The sequence below is a fragment of the Mycobacterium sp. genome, assembly GCF_049683355.1.
GTDB lineage: Bacteria > Actinomycetota > Actinomycetes > Mycobacteriales > Mycobacteriaceae > Mycobacterium.
On record NZ_JBAUJB010000206.1, the window covers coordinates 1 to 15,737 of the forward strand.

20 protein-coding genes and 1 pseudogene are annotated in these 15,737 nt (G+C 66.9%); 9 read left to right on the plus strand and 12 right to left on the minus strand.

The window, feature by feature from the left end; genetic code table 11:
• Positions 1–1,162, plus strand: a 1,162-nt coding sequence (locus tag WA944_RS12230; protein WP_526646985.1) for a glycoside hydrolase family 3 C-terminal domain-containing protein, incomplete at its 5' end; no start/stop codon positions are given.
• On the opposite strand, the gene WA944_RS12235 is transcribed toward WA944_RS12230, so the two are convergent.
• Positions 1,147–2,184, minus strand: a complete 1,038-nt coding sequence (locus tag WA944_RS12235) for a YhjD/YihY/BrkB family envelope integrity protein (RefSeq protein WP_526368940.1) — start codon at positions 2,182–2,184, stop codon at positions 1,147–1,149. The genes WA944_RS12230 and WA944_RS12235 overlap by 16 nt on opposite strands.
• Between WA944_RS12235 and WA944_RS12240 the strand changes: the two genes are divergently transcribed.
• From WA944_RS12240 to WA944_RS12250, 3 genes and pseudogenes are all read left to right on the plus strand, one after another.
• On the plus strand, positions 2,141–2,296 hold the full coding sequence (locus WA944_RS12240) for a hypothetical protein (protein WP_526368992.1): 156 nt from the start codon (positions 2,141–2,143) through the stop codon (positions 2,294–2,296). The genes WA944_RS12235 and WA944_RS12240 overlap by 44 nt on opposite strands.
• Positions 2,297–2,491 (plus strand): annotated as a pseudogene (locus tag WA944_RS12245) (cytochrome P450); the annotation flags it as partial.
• Positions 2,492–2,661: 170 nt separating this feature from the next.
• Positions 2,662–3,315 carry an SDR family NAD(P)-dependent oxidoreductase gene (locus WA944_RS12250; protein ID WP_526368942.1) on the plus strand — a complete coding sequence of 218 codons (654 nt, stop codon included), beginning with the start codon at positions 2,662–2,664 and terminating at the stop codon, positions 3,313–3,315.
• Here WA944_RS12250 and WA944_RS12255 read toward each other — a convergent pair.
• Positions 3,312–3,971, minus strand: a complete 660-nt coding sequence (locus WA944_RS12255; protein WP_526368944.1) for a class I SAM-dependent methyltransferase — start codon at positions 3,969–3,971, stop codon at positions 3,312–3,314. The two genes, WA944_RS12250 and WA944_RS12255, sit on opposite strands and share 4 nt — an antisense overlap.
• A gap of 78 nt (positions 3,972–4,049) precedes the next feature.
• On the opposite strand from WA944_RS12255, the gene WA944_RS12260 reads away from it, so the two are divergent.
• The 5 genes from WA944_RS12260 to WA944_RS12280 all read left to right on the plus strand — a co-directional run bounded on the left by WA944_RS12260 (position 4,050) and on the right by WA944_RS12280 (position 7,404).
• Positions 4,050–4,613, plus strand: coding sequence for an RNA polymerase sigma factor (locus WA944_RS12260; RefSeq protein WP_526368946.1), 564 nt, complete (start codon positions 4,050–4,052; stop codon positions 4,611–4,613).
• The gene (locus WA944_RS12265) at positions 4,610–4,888 is read left to right on the plus strand and encodes a zf-HC2 domain-containing protein (protein ID WP_179475375.1); all 279 of its coding nucleotides are present in this window, start codon (positions 4,610–4,612) and stop codon (positions 4,886–4,888) included. The genes WA944_RS12260 and WA944_RS12265 overlap by 4 nt, the downstream gene beginning before the upstream one ends.
• Entirely contained in the window at positions 4,885–6,318 is a 1,434-nt protein-coding gene (locus WA944_RS12270; RefSeq protein WP_526368948.1) for a dihydrolipoyl dehydrogenase family protein, read from the plus strand. Before WA944_RS12265 ends, WA944_RS12270 begins: the two co-directional genes overlap by 4 nt.
• A 97-nt stretch (positions 6,319–6,415) precedes the next feature.
• Positions 6,416–6,979 (plus strand): hypothetical protein, encoded by a 564-nt coding sequence (locus WA944_RS12275; protein WP_526368950.1) that lies wholly within the window; start codon positions 6,416–6,418, stop codon positions 6,977–6,979.
• 110 nt (positions 6,980–7,089) lie between these two features.
• Positions 7,090–7,404 (plus strand): DUF427 domain-containing protein, encoded by a 315-nt coding sequence (locus WA944_RS12280; protein ID WP_526368952.1) that lies wholly within the window; start codon positions 7,090–7,092, stop codon positions 7,402–7,404.
• Here the strand turns inward: WA944_RS12280 and WA944_RS12285 are convergent.
• The 10 genes from WA944_RS12285 to WA944_RS12330 form a co-directional block, all read right to left on the minus strand.
• Complete coding sequence (locus tag WA944_RS12285; RefSeq protein ID WP_526646986.1) at positions 7,392–7,943, minus strand: peroxiredoxin-like family protein; 552 nt, start codon at positions 7,941–7,943, stop codon at positions 7,392–7,394. The genes WA944_RS12280 and WA944_RS12285 overlap by 13 nt on opposite strands.
• Positions 7,944–8,058: 115 nt before the next feature.
• Complete coding sequence (nrtS, locus tag WA944_RS12290) at positions 8,059–8,277, minus strand: nitrate/nitrite transporter NrtS (RefSeq protein ID WP_526368954.1); 219 nt, start codon at positions 8,275–8,277, stop codon at positions 8,059–8,061.
• 52 nt (positions 8,278–8,329) lie between these two features.
• Complete coding sequence (locus WA944_RS12295) at positions 8,330–9,190, minus strand: haloalkane dehalogenase (protein WP_526368956.1); 861 nt, start codon at positions 9,188–9,190, stop codon at positions 8,330–8,332.
• Positions 9,187–9,576 (minus strand): hypothetical protein, encoded by a 390-nt coding sequence (locus WA944_RS12300; RefSeq protein WP_526368958.1) that lies wholly within the window; start codon positions 9,574–9,576, stop codon positions 9,187–9,189. The genes WA944_RS12295 and WA944_RS12300 overlap by 4 nt, the downstream gene beginning before the upstream one ends.
• A complete protein-coding gene (locus tag WA944_RS12305) occupies positions 9,573–9,911 on the minus strand; it encodes a DUF427 domain-containing protein (RefSeq protein ID WP_526368960.1) in 339 nt (112 codons plus the stop codon). The genes WA944_RS12300 and WA944_RS12305 overlap by 4 nt, the downstream gene beginning before the upstream one ends.
• Positions 9,912–10,153: 242 nt before the next feature.
• Positions 10,154–11,152, minus strand: coding sequence for an Rv1681 family radical SAM protein (locus WA944_RS12310; protein ID WP_526609184.1), 999 nt, complete (start codon positions 11,150–11,152; stop codon positions 10,154–10,156).
• Positions 11,146–11,967: an Rv1680 family SBP-like protein gene (locus tag WA944_RS12315; protein WP_526368964.1), complete on the minus strand. Its 822-nt coding sequence runs from the start codon at positions 11,965–11,967 to the stop codon at positions 11,146–11,148. The genes WA944_RS12310 and WA944_RS12315 overlap by 7 nt, the downstream gene beginning before the upstream one ends.
• Positions 11,968–11,981: 14 nt before the next feature.
• Positions 11,982–13,109 (minus strand): Rv1679 family acyl-CoA dehydrogenase, encoded by a 1,128-nt coding sequence (gene fadE16, locus WA944_RS12320; protein ID WP_526368966.1) that lies wholly within the window; start codon positions 13,107–13,109, stop codon positions 11,982–11,984.
• Between the two features lie 3 nt (positions 13,110–13,112).
• Positions 13,113–14,024 carry an Rv1678 family membrane protein gene (locus tag WA944_RS12325; RefSeq protein ID WP_526368968.1) on the minus strand — a complete coding sequence of 304 codons (912 nt, stop codon included), beginning with the start codon at positions 14,022–14,024 and terminating at the stop codon, positions 13,113–13,115.
• Positions 14,025–14,153: 129 nt separating this feature from the next.
• Entirely contained in the window at positions 14,154–15,524 is a 1,371-nt protein-coding gene (locus WA944_RS12330; RefSeq protein WP_526368970.1) for an MFS transporter, read from the minus strand.
• Between the last annotated feature and the right edge of the window lie 213 nt (positions 15,525–15,737).

Genomic DNA, 15,737 nt, shown 5'->3' on the forward strand with positions numbered 1-15,737 from the left:
CAGCTCGGCTTCCGACGTCTCGACCGAGGAGTCCGCCCGGCTGCGGCACGAGGCGCTCACCGCAGCCGACTCGGCCGACACCGCCGTCGTGTTCCTCGGACTCCCCGCGCGCTTGGAGTCCGAGGGCTACGACCGCGACGACATCGACTTGCCGGTTCGACAACTGGAGCTCCTCGCCGCCGTGCTGGAGGTCAACCCGAACACGGTGGTGGTGCTGTCCAACGGCGGTGTGGTGACGCTGCCGTTCGCGGCCGAGGTGCCCGCGATCGTGGAAGGGTGGCTCCTGGGACAAGCCGGCGGCGGCGCGATCGCCGATGTGCTGTTCGGAGAGGTCAATCCGTCGGGAAAGCTCACCGAGACCATCCCCGTCCGGCTCGCGGACAGCCCGGCCTATCTGGACTTCCCGGGAGAGTTCTCGCACGTGCGGTACGGCGAAGGCCTGTTCGTCGGCTACCGCTGGTACGACACCCGTGACATCGAGGTCGCCTTTCCATTCGGTCACGGCCTGTCCTACACCACCTTCGAGTACGGGACCGCCACGGCCGGCATAGACGACCACGGGGACATCGAGGTGCGCATCGTTGTCACGAACACCGGCGCCGTAGCGGGACGTGAGGTCGTTCAGGTGTACACGGCGTTACCCGGCAGCAGGGTCGCCCGGCCGCGGCGGGAGCTCAAAGCGTTCACCTCGGTGGCGCTCGACAGCGGTGAGTCCCGTGAGGTCGCCTTGACCGTCCGTCGAAACGACCTGGCGTACTGGGATACCCGCGTCGACCGCTGGGTGGTCGAGGCCGGACCGTACACCGTCGGCGTCGCCGCGTCGAGCAGGGACATCCGCTCGTCGGCCCAGGTCGATGTCGACGGTGATCCGGTGACCATCCCGCTGTCACGGTCGTCGTCGATCGGTGAGGTGCTCGCGCATCCGGTCGCAGGCCCGATCCTGCAGTCCGCGATGGCGTCGGCGATGGCCGGGGCGGGCGAGGCCGCCGCCATCATGCCCGACGGTGTCGACCTCACCCGGTTACTGGATTCGTTTCCGATCGGGCAGATCGGGATGCTGGCCGCCGGCAGCGGAGCCGAAGTCGACCCGGCGATGATCGACGCGCTGCTTGCGGCGGCAAATGCGCCAGACGAGGGGCCAACCGCTCATGCACCGGGCTGACCCGGGTCGTCTCGCTCGCGAGCGGTGCCGGTACCTGGTCTGATCTCGTCCTCGGGTTCGTCGGCAGGGTGCGGATCGTCGAAGCTCACTTGGACACGTTGAAATCCCTTGGCGCGCTGCGCCTCACTCTGTCCGGCGTACATCTTCCGGTCGGCCGCGGTCAGGTCGACATCGTCGGTGAAGGGGGTGAGCAGAGCCCGGGGGTGCAGCCGATCGACGCGCACCACGTTGATCTCCGCACACACCAGCAGTGACGTCGAAACCAGGTAGAGGAACGCCAGTAGTCCCAGAACGATGGCGAACACACTGTTGGTGACGCTTGCCGACGCGGCGACGCGAGCGACGAAGCTCGCACCGAACCACTGCAGCATCTGCCATATAAGCGCGGCGACCACCGCCCCCGGCAATACCTGCGCGTAGGTCAGGGACCTCTCGGTGGTGAGTCGGAACGCGGCCATACAGACCGCGGTGTTCAGCACGAAGGACAACACGACCACACCGCCGGTGCCCAGCACGCCCAGTCCGGTCGAGACCCTGCCCAGCGCGGTCAGCAGCGTCGTGGCGATCAGCGCCGAGCCCAACACCGTCAACAGCTTGAGGCTGCGCAGCCGGGACTTGAACGGATCGGGCCGGACATACCGGGGAACCGCCCACACGGTGTTCATCGCGTTCTGCAGGGCCTGGCCGACGCCGAGCGCGCCGTAGAGCGCACCGGCTATGCCGATCGCTACGCCGACGGCGCCGCCGCTGAGCGCTTCGGGCTGGCTGAGCTGATCGCTGAGCAGGGGAAACTGATTGACCGCAGAGTTGACGATGCTCTCCCGCCACTCCGGCCGGGCAGACAGCACCACCCCGAGCAGGGTGGTGAGCAGCAGCAACAACGGGAACAGCGAGACGAAGGCGTAGTAGGTGATGAGCGCCGCCAGGAAATGGGCCTGGTCGTCGACGAACTTGTAGACCACCGCGATGACGAAGCCCATGACGCGGCTCCTCTGCTGCAGACGATCCAGCCAGCCCACCATCGCGACCTCCAACCAGCCCCGCGGCCCGATGCCGCAGCCGGTGGAATACCCGGGGTTCGCCTACTTCAACATGCTGCCCGCGTCGACGGTGACCGGGAGACCGGTGACGTAGCGTGATCCGCACAGTTGCCCCGGTGCCCCACTCGCTCGTGCCGAGGCGAAGGTCAGCCTCAACCGCCTGCTGGACCGGACCTCCGCCATCTGGATCGATGCGGACAAGCACGGACCGCCCGGGGCCCGGCGCTACCGATACCTGCCCACGTTCATCCTGCGCGGACTCACTCGTCTGCACATCGAGTTCTCGTAGGAGTTCCGCAACAATGCCTTTCGAGAACACCACGGCGATCGTCACAGGCGGTGCGCAGGGCCTCGGCCTCGCGATCACCGAGGCGCTCGCCGTCCGCGGCACCAAGGCCGCCCTCTTCGATCTCGCCACCGCCCAGATCGATGCCGAGGTCGAGCGATTGCGAGGCCAGGGTGGCACCGTCACGGTACACCGTCGACGTTTCCGACCGCAGCCAGGTCAGGGCAGCAGTCGACCGGGTGCGGACCGACCTGGGTCCGGTGCTCATGCTGATCAACAACGCCGGAATCGAGCAGTTCGGCAAGTTCACCGAGATCACCGAGATCACCGACGAGCAGTGGGATCTCGTGATGGCGGTCAACCTGAGGGAGCCGTTCAAGCAGGGGGTGCTCGACGCAGCCCTCGCGCGCTACGAAGACGGAATGAGCGGCATCATCGCTGACCTCGAATCACCTCGCCGCGGTCTACCCGACATCGAACGGTTCGTCCGCCGGGTGCGCGCCGTGCTCGAAGACCCCAACTCCCCACGGGGCTGCTTCATGGTCAACACCATGGTGGAGGTCGGCGACGGTATTCCCGAGGTGCAGCAGCGCGTGGCGGCCTACCGCCGCAGGATCGAGCGAGCGCTCAACGGCGCTCTCGAGTTGGCGGAGGCCGACGGTGACATCGAACCGGGATCATCGCAGGACCGCGCCCGGCTGATCCAGGCAGCGCTGTTCGGCGCATTCGCGGCCTCCCGTGCGGGCGACGACGCCGCCGCAGCCCGCGCGGGCCTGCACGCGATCAGTCGCGAGCTTCGCCGATGGTCAGCAGCGGTGCGCGGCTAACACCCGTCCGAGCACGCATCAGTCGTCCGCGTCGGGACCGACCCGACCCGGATCTGAATGTGCGCCCCCCGGACCGACCGTCGTCGCACGTCGACAAGGGCCGACTCCATCGGAACCCACGGGTGTGCGTCGATGTCCGAGCCACCGAGTAGGCACGCCAACTGCGCGAGCGGACTCCACAGGCGGGCGCGCCCGACCGGCCGCTGCATGTCCACCACTGCCACCCGGCCACTCGGGCGCGTGACCGCCACCATCGTCGACAGTGCCCGCGGCCAATCCGCCATGAGAGACAGGGCATAGGTGCTGATGACGGCGTCGAAGCCGCTTGCCATGTCCAGCACGTTTGCGTCCAGTGCGGAAGCGTCGGATTCGACGAGTCGGACATTCGTCCAACCAGCGGAGCACGCGCGGCGTCTGGCCTGTTCGAGCATCTGCGCACTGGCGTCGACGGCGGTGATCGATCCGCTCGGTCCGATTCGGTTCTGAAGAAGGGGGAAGTTCAGCCCGGTACCGCAGCCGATGTCGAGGACATGGTGGCCCGGTCGCAGCGCCATGAGGTCGATCGCGGCCACGCGCCCGGCCCGGTACACGGGCCACTCCGCGGAGATCAGGTCATAGAACCTCGCCGAAGAGCGATAGCGGCCTGTTCTTGGCATCGGGGCTCCGTTCGTCAGAATCTCTGGCAAGTTGTCCGATACGGGAACACTGTCAGCCCCCCGCCGGGTTCCCTCACCGTGGACCCACCGCAGATCGGCGAGCACGACATGCAAGCGGACGCATTCCGACGCTACGTCGAACCCGAAATCGAAGTGCTGCTCAGAGTCGCGCGCACCCTCGTGGGGTCCTCAGACGTGGATGACCTGGTGCAGGAGACCCTCATGCGAGCATGGCGCGCCATGGACCGATTCGACGGCCGCTACCCCCGGGCGTGGCTGTTGACCATCTTGCGGAACACCAACATCAACATGGGTCGACGGATGCGCCCAGACAGCGTGGATGACATCGCGTCCTACACCGACGCGAAGCCGGCCTTCGGAATCACCCCTATGAGCACCGAGGAGCAGGTGATGGCCGCCTTCCTGCCCGATGATCTTGAACGTGCCGTGCAGAGCCTGGACACCAAGTTCCAGACCGTACTGCTCTTGGTCGACGTCGACCAACTGACCTACGCCGAGGCCGCCGAGGCCCTGGGTGTGCCCGTAGGAACGGTGATGTCGAGACTCAGCCGGGCACGCGAACGTGTCCGCCGGCATCTGCAGCCGAATTTCGAAGCAGCGAGCGCGGGGAGGCAACAATGATCAGGGCCGTTCGGATGATGGTGACGTGCCACTGGTCAGCACGCCGAATCCAGCGCTACCTGGACTCCGATCCCGCCGCACTGCTGGACCCGAGCGAAATCCGACGACTGGAAGCGCACCTGGCCCAATGCGACAAGTGCAGCACCGCCGCGGCCGAATTCCGTCAGATCAATTCGGCGCTGTCACGCTGGGCGCTGCGACGGATGCCCGATCGGCAAAGCGTGTCCCACATGCACGACGTCGTTGACCGCCTCGTCCGCGGTGAGCTGCAGTGACTCGTGCAGCCCACCCTGACTTGTTGGTGGTCGGTGGCGGAACCGCGGGCATCGTCGCGGCGAAGACGGCCGCCGGCTTCGGTGCAAGAGTCGTTCTGGTCGAACGCGATCGCACCGGCGGGGACTGCCTGTGGACCGGGTGCGTGCCGTCGAAGTCGTTGATCGCCGCGGCAGCCGCGGCCACAGCCGTCCGCCGTGGATCCGCATTCGGAGTCACCGCAACGGACGTGACCGTCGATTTCAACCAGGTGATGCAGCACGTGCGGGAGGCCATCGCCGCCATTGCCCCGGTCGACTCCCCGAAGGCCCTCAACGACGCCGGCGTGACGGTCGTCAAAGGATCGGCCCGATTCACCGACGACCGCACCGTCGCGATCGGGGAGCACGTCATCGCGTTCGCTCAGGCGGTGCTCGCCACCGGAGCCCGCCCGACCGTGCCAGGCATACCGGGTCTGGAGACCGTCGACTACATGACCAGCGAAACGGTCTGGGACCTCACCGAACTTCCGCGCCGGCTCCTGGTGCTCGGCGGCGGCAGTGTCGGCTGCGAACTCGCCCAGGCCTTTGCGCGGCTGGGGTCTGCGGTCACGCTCATCGAGTCAGCGCAGACCCTCGTCCCCCGCGAGGACCCGGCCGCGGCCGCCGCGCTGACCGCGTCAATGTGCTCCGACGGAGTCGAGGTGCTGACCGCTGCCACCGCGGAGTCGATCTGCGAGCACACCGTCACCCTCACCGACGGTCGCCGCGTCGAATTCGACCGTGCGCTCGTCGCCGTCGGTCGCACACCCAGGACCGATGCACTCGGCCTCGAGACGGCGGGAGTGACGCTCGATGAGCGTGGCTACGTCCACGTCGATGCTCAGCTGCGCACGTCTAACCCACGGATCTGGGCCGCCGGCGACCTCACCGGCCACCCCCAATTCACCCACACGGCGGGAATGCACGGCAGCATCGCCGCCACCAACGCGATCCTGGGCCTGCGCCGCACCGTCGACACCACCGGAGAACCCCGCGTCACGTTCACCGACCCCGAGATCGCCGTCGTCGGAATCGACCCCCGAACCGCCCGGCGCATAACAGGATTGCGCGTGCAGACCCTGTCGAACAGCCACCTCGATCGCGCCATCGCCGAGGCTGACACCGGCGGACTCACCCAACTCGTCGTCGACCGCAAGCACCGCATCGTCGGCGCCAGCATCGTCGGACCGCGGGCGGGCGAGTCGATCGGTGAAATGGTCCTGGCAGTCAAGCACGGAATGCGCACGCGCCACCTCGCCGGCGCCACACACCCATACCCGACCTACAACGACGGACCGTGGAACGTCGCGATCGCCGACGTCCGATCACAACTGGGACGGCCGACGACAGCCCGGCTGATCGGGATCCTTGTCCGGCTGCGACGGACCTGGCTCCGCTTCCGAAGCAACTAGCGAAAAACACTGGGGCCAGTCGGGAAGGGCCGGCAGCCATCACCGGGTTTCCTCCACAAGGGGATGAATTCCCCCGACACCACGAGGGAGCACCACCATGTCATCCACTACCTCAACACAGGCCGAGATCAAGGCCGGATTCGGCCGCACGCTCATCGTCGGCGCTGTCGCCGGTGTGATCGGTTCTCTGGTCATGGCGATGTTCGCCATGATGGCCGCCGCCACCTACCAGCACACCGGCTTCTTCACCCCGCTCTACCACATCGGTTCACTGCTCTTGGAACCCTCGACGATGATGGCGTCGATGGAGCAGGGCATGGCTGGTTCGAACTTCTACTTCGTGTTCGGTCCCGCCGTGGTGGGCGCACTCATCCACATGATGGTGGGCGCGATGTACGGCGTCCTGTTCGCAGTGATCGTCCGAGTGGCGAAACTACGCGGCATGACGCTGCTCCTGGCCGGAATGATCTACGGTGCCGTTGTTTTCGCCGTCAGCGCGTGGATCGGACTCCCCCTGGCCGCGACGATCTTCTCCGCCGGGGACCCGATCACCAACATGGCCGCCATGGTGGGCTACCCCACCTTCCTCGTCGAGCACATCATGTTCGGTGTCGCGACGGCGCTCGCGCTGCTGCCCTTCACACGGAGCCGCAGCGCCTAGCCGGATCTCGGGGTAGAGGGTCGGGGCGGGGGTCGAAGCCCGCCCCCTTCCCCGCCCCCGCTCTTGCGTTGAAAACCACTCGCCCACAACGAATGAGGAAGAGGACACCCGTGACCAGCGCCACCGCACGTGTCGGAGACACCGTGATAGCCAGCACTGACGATCCTGTGATCGTCGAAGGCAACGTGTACTTTCCCGAAAGCGATATCGCCGAAGGCATTCTCGTCGCGAACAAAGCCAAGAGTCTGTGCTTCTGGAAGGGGCTCGCCAGCTACTACGACGTGGCCGCAGGCGGCACCACGCTGCGTAGCGCAGCATTCACCTATCGGCACCCGTCCCCGTTGGCGCGGAGAATCAAGGGCCGAGTCGCGTTTTGGAATGGCGTCGAGGTCAGCACCGACCGGTCCGCGCGTCAGACCCCGTGACGCCGAGCCTGGTCGAGTACCTCGTCGAAGGTCCATTGGTCGTTGGCGTGAGAGCCGTACTTGCAGGCAAGGACTCGGCCGTTCGGGGGGATGAGGAAGTCGGCCGGCAGCCCGGTATGGCCACCGTCTCCGGTGTCGGACTGCGGTGGGAGATGGCGATTCCAGCCGCGGGCCGCAGCGGCCCAGGCGCGCGGATCGGCGATTGATCGCAGTGATCTCTCCACCCCGAATTCGCGGTACAGCTTCCGTTGCGGGTCAGCGATCAGTACGAAGGGCAACGTGTCCTGATATGGCGTCATCGCCTCGGTCGTCGAATGGAATACCGCGATCTCCCGCACCCCCGCGGCCTCGAGTTCGTCGTGGCGTTGGCCGAATGAGCGCAGGTGCAGATTGCAGATCGGGCAGCCCGCGTACCGCCGGAATTGCAGATGGGTCAGACGTTGCGGGTCGGGTAGCGTCACGGGCCCGGAGCTGACCGTGTCCACTTGGCGCACGTCAACGCTGTCGCCCGGTGCGATCCTGCTCGGATTTCGCGGCATCACTGACCTTCCTCTAGCACTTGTCCTGAGCGTCCAGACAATCAGCGTGGTGACCCTGACGGCTACACAATGTCAGCCCGCAGACATTCTCTATCACGGCTGGTCCGAGATCGGCCTATGAAGTGCCACCGCCGGGCGGCACACGCCGCGCGGAGAGGTATCCGACGCTGGCGACGCAGAACGGCACCAGGAAATTCACCGCAACCCGAATCCACGTCCCTCCGTCGCCGTCCCCGTGCGTGATGACCGCACCTTGGTTGACCAAGGACAGGACCGTCCCGACGAACAGCGCGGTGGGTCCAGCTGTTCGTACCGTAGACCCGCGCAGGAACATCGCCACAGCATCGCGCGGCCGACTCCACGTGCGACCGGCCGACACCGCCACGTCAGCCGAAACGGTCGATGATCGCTGCGGCGATCCGGCCGGGTTCGTCTTCCTGCATGAAATGGTTGGCTCCAGGTAGCTCGACGACCACGTGATCGGGGAAGGTGGCGCGCATCCGCGGCAGCGTCTGCGCGGGCGGAAACGCGAAGTCCTTCATGCCCCAGACGAACAGCGCCGGTTTGGACCCCAGCGTCTCGGGCACTTCGTGTTCGAGGCGTTGCAGCAGCGGTCGGGCGGCCAGGATCTGCTTGGGCAGTTCGGCTACACCCCGTCGCGCCTCCGGTGACGGTTGAACGGCCCGGTAGTGCTCCATCTCCAGCGGGGTCAGCGTTCGACTCGTCCCCACCGGAATCAGCCTCTCGACGAAGAAGTTCCGGTTCAGGATCGCGCGCTGCATCGGACGGCTGGACATCACCCTGCTGAACGCCTTCATCCGCAGTGTGTCAGCCGGCCAGAACCACGTGTTGCCCAGTACGACTCCACGCACCCGGTCAGCGCGGGCCGTGTCGACCGCCATCGTGACCGGGCCTCCCCAGTCCTGTCCCATCGACAGATAGCCGTCCAGATCCAGGAAGTCCACCAGTTCGCCCACGATGCGGGCGTGTTCCTGCACGGTGTAGCCGTATCCACTCGGGCGTTCCGATAGTCCGAAGCCCAGATAGTCCGGGGCGATGCACCGGAACCTGTCGCGCAGGCCCACGATGACGTCCCGGTAGAGAAAGCTCCACGTCGGGTTGCCATGACAGAGCAGCAGCGGTGGACCGCTGCCCTCGTCGAGGTAGTGCACCCGACCCTGCGAGCTGTCGAACCATCGCGATGTGAAGGGGTAGAGGTCGCGGTCCGGTGAGAAATCGAGTGTCATGCGAAGCCGCCGAGCCAGGTGGTCACGGCGTACAACGCTACGTACGTGCCGACCGCGACCGCGAGCACCCCCAGCAGTCGCCACCGCCGTTGACGCACGCCGGCGAGGCTGCACTGATTGCGGCGCCTCAGCGATACCCAGACGAGCAGGCCGAGGACGGCGACGCCGCCGAGGCGGAACCACCACGCGTAGTTGTCGTACAAATCGTTCGCCCACACGAACGCCGTTCCAGCACTGATGATTCCGAACACCGCGAGGACGGTGGGGCCGACACAGCACAGAATGCCCACCAGCCCGCTTGCGAATCCGATGCCCCACATCGGCAGCCCGTCCGACTTGACGAGTCGTTGCCTTCGGACAGGTACGCTCAGCGACGCTTTGCTCACGGCTTGCCGCGCAGCCATGCTCGCGCTCGGTCGGCGACCGAAGCGGCCTCGTCCCCCTCGATCCGCACTCCGCGCCAGAACGCGACGTGATCTTTGATCTGGCGTGCACGGCGACTCGGACTCGGATAGTACCACCCTGTCTCTGGGTTCACCTCACCGCTGACGGTCACCGTGTAATAGTGGGCCGTACCCTTCCACGGACACACGGTAGTCGCCGAACTTTCCGTGAGGTATTCGCGGCGGAGCGCCTCGGGCGGAAAGTAGTCGTTGCCTTCGAGGCGCACGGTGTGCACCGCCTCGGCCAACACTGCGTCGTTCCACACGGCTCGGATCATCGCGGCGACCCCCTTGGTTCGGATCCTCTGCACATCAGACGGCACGCGAGAGCCGGCGCGCGGGCAATTGTCAGCACGGTGACAGACCCGCCCGACCGCGCACCAACTCCCATTCGTCGCGACCGGATGCGCGATTCATCCACCCTGTTCAGCGCGAGCCTATGTCGGTGAAGGATCACCGTCTGGCCGGAAACCGTGAAGGGAGGCGAACGTGCTCCCGGCCTGTCGTCGCCGAGGCTGTGTCAGGCGCAGGGAAACAGTTGCGCGGCGCTGGCCTTGCGGGCCCAGAGTTCGGCGAAGGCGCGGGAGATCTCGTCCAGCGCAGGGGCGAGGGGCTCGATCCGGCGGGTGACCAAGGCGCCGTCATCGGTTGCCGCCACCGGATGCCAGTAGACGCCTTCGGCGGTGACCGTGACCTCGGGCACCAACGACTCGCGGGTGATCATCACGCCCTCGGATGCCACGCCCTCATGGGCGACCGGGCGCACCACCTGATCGTCGGGCGCGATACCGAGCTCATCGAGGATCCGGTGGAAGGCAGCCAGCTCGCCGGGAGCCGGCGCGGCCACGGTGGCGGCCACCCGCACGCGAAAACCCAGGCCGAGCGCCAGCCGGATTCCTGCCACCGCCTTGGCCCAGCTTCCCTGTCCGCGATGCGAGTCGTGCAGCTCCGGCGTCGCGGAATCGAGACTGATCTGCAGCGCCACATTGTCCCGCGGGATGGCCTCGAGCTCGCGTAACCCCCTGCCCCGAAACACCATTGCGTTGGTCAGCACGGTGGTCGGCAGCAACGCGGCGCAGCTGGCGACAATGGTGGCGATATCGGGCAGCAGGAACGGCTCGCCGCCGGTGAGAAAGATCTCGCGCACCCCCCAGGCGGCCGCCTCTTTCGTCAGCCGGGCGATCCGGTCGGCCCCGAGCTCGCGCCGCGGGGTCTGCGGCGAGGATTCCACGCAGCAGTAGTCACACGCGAGGTTGCAGTGGAAGTTGGTGTACATCCACAGCCGCGCGCCCGGCATCCGATCCGGGCCCAGAACCAGCACCGGATCGGCGGGGCGGCCGCGCCGCACCGTCAGTGTGCCCCTCCCCGACCCGTCCAGGTTGGCGTCCACCACGGTGTTACCGCTTCGTGCGCACCACTTTTCGGCGAGCTCTCGTTCCGCGGCGGACGCGACGGTGATCTCGCCGACGGCTCCGTCGGCCAAGGAGGCCATCAACCTCATCAGGTCGAGGATCACCACCGAGGGTCGACCCCCTGCTCCTCCACCGCGGCGAACAGTGGCTGGTACCCGTCCAGGTGCGGCCTCACCCAGCGCCGTAAGCCTTCGAGTTCGAGGATCCTGCGGTGTTCGGGGTTGTCCCAGTCCATCGCCAACAGCTTGTCGACCCACGGGGTGTAACGCTCGGCCGGCAGGGTGTCGAGCGCGGTGAACATGCAGTGGCAGTACCCGTCGGTCCGCCATACCTCGTCGAGGGTGCCGGGCATCAGCTCGTCGCGTCCCATCGCTTCCCAGGTGCTGCTGCCGATCGCGGCGACGTCGGCCTCACCGGCCAACACCGCCTCGATGGCGTCGAGCTCGCTGCGACCGGTGTCGCCGTGCTTCCCGATATCGGTGTCGAACCGGACGACCTGCATGTCCGAAGCCGGCACACCGGCGCGGGCGAGATAGTGCAGGGGCAGGATCGCCGCATGCGCGGAGTCGGCCGAGCCGAGCGCAAGCCGCTTGCCCGCGATCGACATCGGGCCGGACAGCCCGCTGCCCGACGCCGCGACGAAGACGGTGGTGAATCCCACGTCGGTGTCGCGCTGCGCCAGGGCGACACAATGGCCGTTCGTCTGCATCACCGTCCGTACGTAGGCCAGGTTCGTGTTCCACGCGACGTCGATGTGCCCGGCGATCAACGAGGTCACCAGCCGCCCGTAATTCGAGTAGAGGACGAAGTCCATGGCGGTGTCGGGTGCGCCTGGATCGTCGAAGTACTCGCGGATGCCCTCCCAGATCGGGACGACGTTCGGGGTGTAGGCCACGGCCCCGACGATCAGTGGGTTGCTCATCTTGTCCTCCCGCGTCAGAAGAGTGGCAGGCCGGTGGCGACCTTGCCGTAGAAGTCGTAGAGCACGTCGGCGGTCGGCGCCATCACCGCGCCCGCCCTCGCGTCCCGGAAGGCCCGTTCGATGGGCAGGTGCTTGGAGAACGCGGCGCCGCCACACACCCGCATGGCGGATTCGGTGATGGCCAGAGCGGCGTCGTTGGCGGATGCCTTGACACCGAGAACGAAGTCGAGCGTCTCCTCACCCGGTGCGCTGACGCTGGCGGCGGCGCTGTGCAGATAGGCGCGCTGCGCCGCGAGAGTCGTTCCCATTCTTGCGATCTGCGCGCGAATCGTCGGCAGCGCCGACAGCGCCTCGTCGCGGTGCTCCAGCCTCGCACCGCCGACATGCGAGACGGCGGCGGCGTAGGCGGCGCCGGCGAGTCCCAGCGAGACGGCGGCGTTGCCGAGGTTGAACCACGGCAGCACCGTCTGCATCATCATTCCGAACCCGGCGGCCTGTTCTCCGAGCCGCAAACCGACAGGCAGCGTCGTATCAACCGCCATCGGCGAGGATGCGTTACCGCGCAGGCCCATTCCGGTGAACGGCGCGACGATGGACAGTCCGTCGACGGACTCAGGTACCGCAAAGAGGTCGACCTCGCCGGCGACTCCCGAGGTGGATCCTGCGGACACGACGTACACGTCGGCGTAACCCGCCGACGTGACCCAACTCTTGTCGGCGCGCAGCTTCACCGAGTCACCGTCGTCGGACATCGCGCCTATCGACACCGGCGCCCAGAAGTGCGAACGGGAGCCCTTCTCGCTGAACGCCAACGTCCCCAACGCCTCGCCAGAGGCCATGCGGGACAACACCTCCGGAGCTCCAGGGGGCGGCGCGGCGGCGATGCACACGGCCGCGGCTGTGTGCATGAGATAGATCATCGCCGTGGATCCGCAGGCGGTCGCCAACGCGCCCACCACATCGACGAGCTCCGTCGGGCCGGCGCCGAGTCCGCCGGCCTCCTCGGGAAGGACCAGTCCCAGCAACCCGCTGCCGCGCAACGCATCGACTGTTGCCGAGGGAAACGAACCCTCGGCGTCGACGTGATCGGCATTTGCCGCGGCGACCGTGGTGACCTGATTCAACGCGTTGGTCGAATACATGACTCAAGACGATACGCGAAGAGGGCGCGCGCCGACGGCGATTACCGAAGCGCACACGAAAACTGCTGCAGTACTTGGATTTCCGCCCAGCCATACCGCGGTGCGTCCGAGTTGCACGTAGATGGACAACGCCGCGAGCGCAGCGAGGACCGCCGCTACCAGAGCCAGCACCGGCATGCGGGTGATCGCCGCGGCGAGCATCAGACCCGCGACGCCGAGCAGCACCAGTGCGGCGAGCATGTTGTAGTCGCCGAGGAACAACTGCAGTGGCGGGTAGCCGACCCCCTGGCCGCGCGGCGCGAGAAACTCCTCACCGAGCGACTTGACTGCGGCGATGATCGCGATGAGCGCGAGGATCACACCCCACCCGCCGAGTAACCGCCTGGCCACCGGCGCCGGGTCTCCGCCGATCCGGGCGGCGCGGACCGCGTCCACCGCGGCGTACTGCGCACTCGGCGCCAGCAGCAGCACCAGGTGGATGCCGAGCATCATCGCGTACGCCCAGGGCCATTCGTTGGGCGCCTGCGCCACCGACAACCCGATCGCCAACGACTGACCGATGCCGATCAACGCAGCCAGCCGAACAGCGGTTCCGGTCAGCAGCAACACCGGCAGCAGCGTCTCCACCACCAGCACCAGCCACCCGAACGGAGTGAAGTTCGGCAGCACAAGGTGTTCGACCAGCCAGCTGTACGGCGGGAACACCGGATGATCCACCGCCAGGTGCGTCCAGAACCAGAGCCCGGTGCGGCGCCCTTCGCCGAAATCAGGGGGCACCTTCCACCACACGTGCGCCAGCCACAACAACCCCGCCACGACCCGCAGCACCGCAAGGCCGACACCGCCGGCCCTGGCGGGTGGGGGTATCGGCGAGAAGACTAGGTCAAAGGCCCTGCGCGGGCTCGCTATGGTCATACGATCAGTCTCACCTTCGTTCGCGGCTCGCGGGCAGGTTTGGCACTGACACCCTTCTGCCCACTCAAGCGGTCTCCAGCCGCCGCGGGCCGTCAGACTGTCATCGCGATGACAGTGTCCGTGTGCGATTCACCTCAACCAACCACCGCGCGCCTCGGCGCTCCGCACGCCAAGGACATCGACCGACAGCCCGCGTGCCTCGATCCCCTTGACCCACCACAGTGCCCCGGCGACCGCGCCGATCAACCAGAACAGTCCGAGCACGACGAACACCGTAGTCAGGTTGAAGACCACCGCGACCTCGGCGAGCAGGATCTGCCCCATGACCGCGCCGATCCGGCCGACGGCGACCGAGGCGCCGATCCCCGTGGCCCGCAGCTCGGTGGGAAAGATCTCCGAGAAGGTGGGATAGGCAGACACCCACGCGCAGGTCGCGACGAAGGCTGCAACGGTGAAGGCCACCAGGACAAGGGTTTTCGAGCCCGTCGAGGCGGCTGCCGCGCATCCCAACATGCTTGCGGCCGCAGCGGCGTAGGAGACCGTGACCGTGGGGCGCCGCCCGACGGCGTCCAGCGCCCACGACACCAACAGACCGCCGAAGAAGGCTCCAACGTTGGCGGTCAGAAAATAGTACGGCAGTGCGCTGTCACTGATCGGAACCGCACCGGTGGCCGAGGAGAACACGAAAATGCTCATCGCGGTGAACAAGCCGTAGTAGCCGGCCGCCTCGGAGAAGTCCAAGGCCATCCCGAAGAACAACTTCGGCCTGTGGTTGACCCACAGTTCGCTGAGCGCCGAACGGGTCCCGCGAGGCGGACCGGCCACGATGTAGCCATCCGCACTCGTCACGCCGGTGATCGCGGTGACCACCGTGTCGGCCTCATCCAGGCGCCCTTGTGCGGCGAGCCAACGCGGCGACTCGGGTATGAGCCTGCGGGCGATGACACCGTAGACAGCGCTCAGCACCCCGAAGAGCATCGTGTAGCGCCAACTCAGTCCGAAGGTGGAGATGACGAGGATGGAGACCAGGCTCGCGAGGATCCCGCCGATCGCCCAGAAGCTCATCACGAGCCCATTGCTGCGGCCCCGACTGCGGGACGGGGTGAACTCGGCGATCGCCGAGGTGATGGCCGAGTACTCACCGCCCACGCCTAGCGCGGTGATGAAGCGGAACAACACGAAGATCTCGTAGGACGGGGCGGTAGCGGTCGCCACCGCGGCGAGCGAGTACAAAATCAGGGTGGCGACAAACAGTTTGCGCCGTCCTACACGATCCGCCAGATAGCCGAATCCCAGCGCGCCCAGCGCGATCCCGGCGAACCAGACGATGTTGATCAGCACAGCCTGCCGGCCGTCGAGATTGAACTCGGCCTGGATTCCCGGGATGACCGAGCCGATGATCTGCACCTCGAATGCGTCCAGCATCCATCCGATACCGAGCGCCGCGGCGATGCGGGTGTGCATTGGCCGCCAATCGGACTCGTCGAGCCGTCGTGCCATCGGATCCTCCCGCCGCCAGGGTCGACGCCACCCTAATCACGGCGTGTGAGGCTTCTCCCCGATGTGGTCAGCGTGCTGACAATGTTGAGGACGGACGGCGGCTGAGTGTGATGACGGCCTTCCCGCCAGAGAACCCTTGCGCAGCCGACAACGTGCCGCCGAATGAGTTCAACGCTCAAGCTCAGCGTTGTCGTGCTTGGGGTGGCTCGCAAG

Excerpts from the sequence above, each read along its gene's own strand:
- WA944_RS12240 (WP_526368992.1), top strand. The coding sequence starts at position 2,141 with ATGACGCGGCTCCTCTGCTGCAGACGATCCAGCCAGCCCACCATCGCG.
- WA944_RS12235 (WP_526368940.1), bottom strand. The coding sequence starts at position 2,184 with ATGGTGGGCTGGCTGGATCGTCTGCAGCAGAGGAGCCGCGTCATGGGC.
- WA944_RS12255 (WP_526368944.1), bottom strand. The coding sequence starts at position 3,971 with ATGCCAAGAACAGGCCGCTATCGCTCTTCGGCGAGGTTCTATGACCTG.
- WA944_RS12265 (WP_179475375.1), top strand. The coding sequence starts at position 4,610 with ATGATCAGGGCCGTTCGGATGATGGTGACGTGCCACTGGTCAGCACGC.
- WA944_RS12275 (WP_526368950.1), top strand. The coding sequence starts at position 6,416 with ATGTCATCCACTACCTCAACACAGGCCGAGATCAAGGCCGGATTCGGC.
- WA944_RS12285 (WP_526646986.1), bottom strand. The coding sequence starts at position 7,943 with ATGCCGCGAAATCCGAGCAGGATCGCACCGGGCGACAGCGTTGACGTG.
- nrtS (WP_526368954.1), bottom strand. The coding sequence starts at position 8,277 with ATGTTCCTGCGCGGGTCTACGGTACGAACAGCTGGACCCACCGCGCTG.
- WA944_RS12295 (WP_526368956.1), bottom strand. The coding sequence starts at position 9,190 with ATGACACTCGATTTCTCACCGGACCGCGACCTCTACCCCTTCACATCG.
- WA944_RS12305 (WP_526368960.1), bottom strand. The coding sequence starts at position 9,911 with ATGATCCGAGCCGTGTGGAACGACGCAGTGTTGGCCGAGGCGGTGCAC.
- WA944_RS12315 (WP_526368964.1), bottom strand. The coding sequence starts at position 11,967 with ATGAGCAACCCACTGATCGTCGGGGCCGTGGCCTACACCCCGAACGTC.
- fadE16 (WP_526368966.1), bottom strand. The coding sequence starts at position 13,109 with ATGTATTCGACCAACGCGTTGAATCAGGTCACCACGGTCGCCGCGGCA.
- WA944_RS12325 (WP_526368968.1), bottom strand. The coding sequence starts at position 14,024 with ATGACCATAGCGAGCCCGCGCAGGGCCTTTGACCTAGTCTTCTCGCCG.
- WA944_RS12330 (WP_526368970.1), bottom strand. The coding sequence starts at position 15,524 with ATGGCACGACGGCTCGACGAGTCCGATTGGCGGCCAATGCACACCCGC.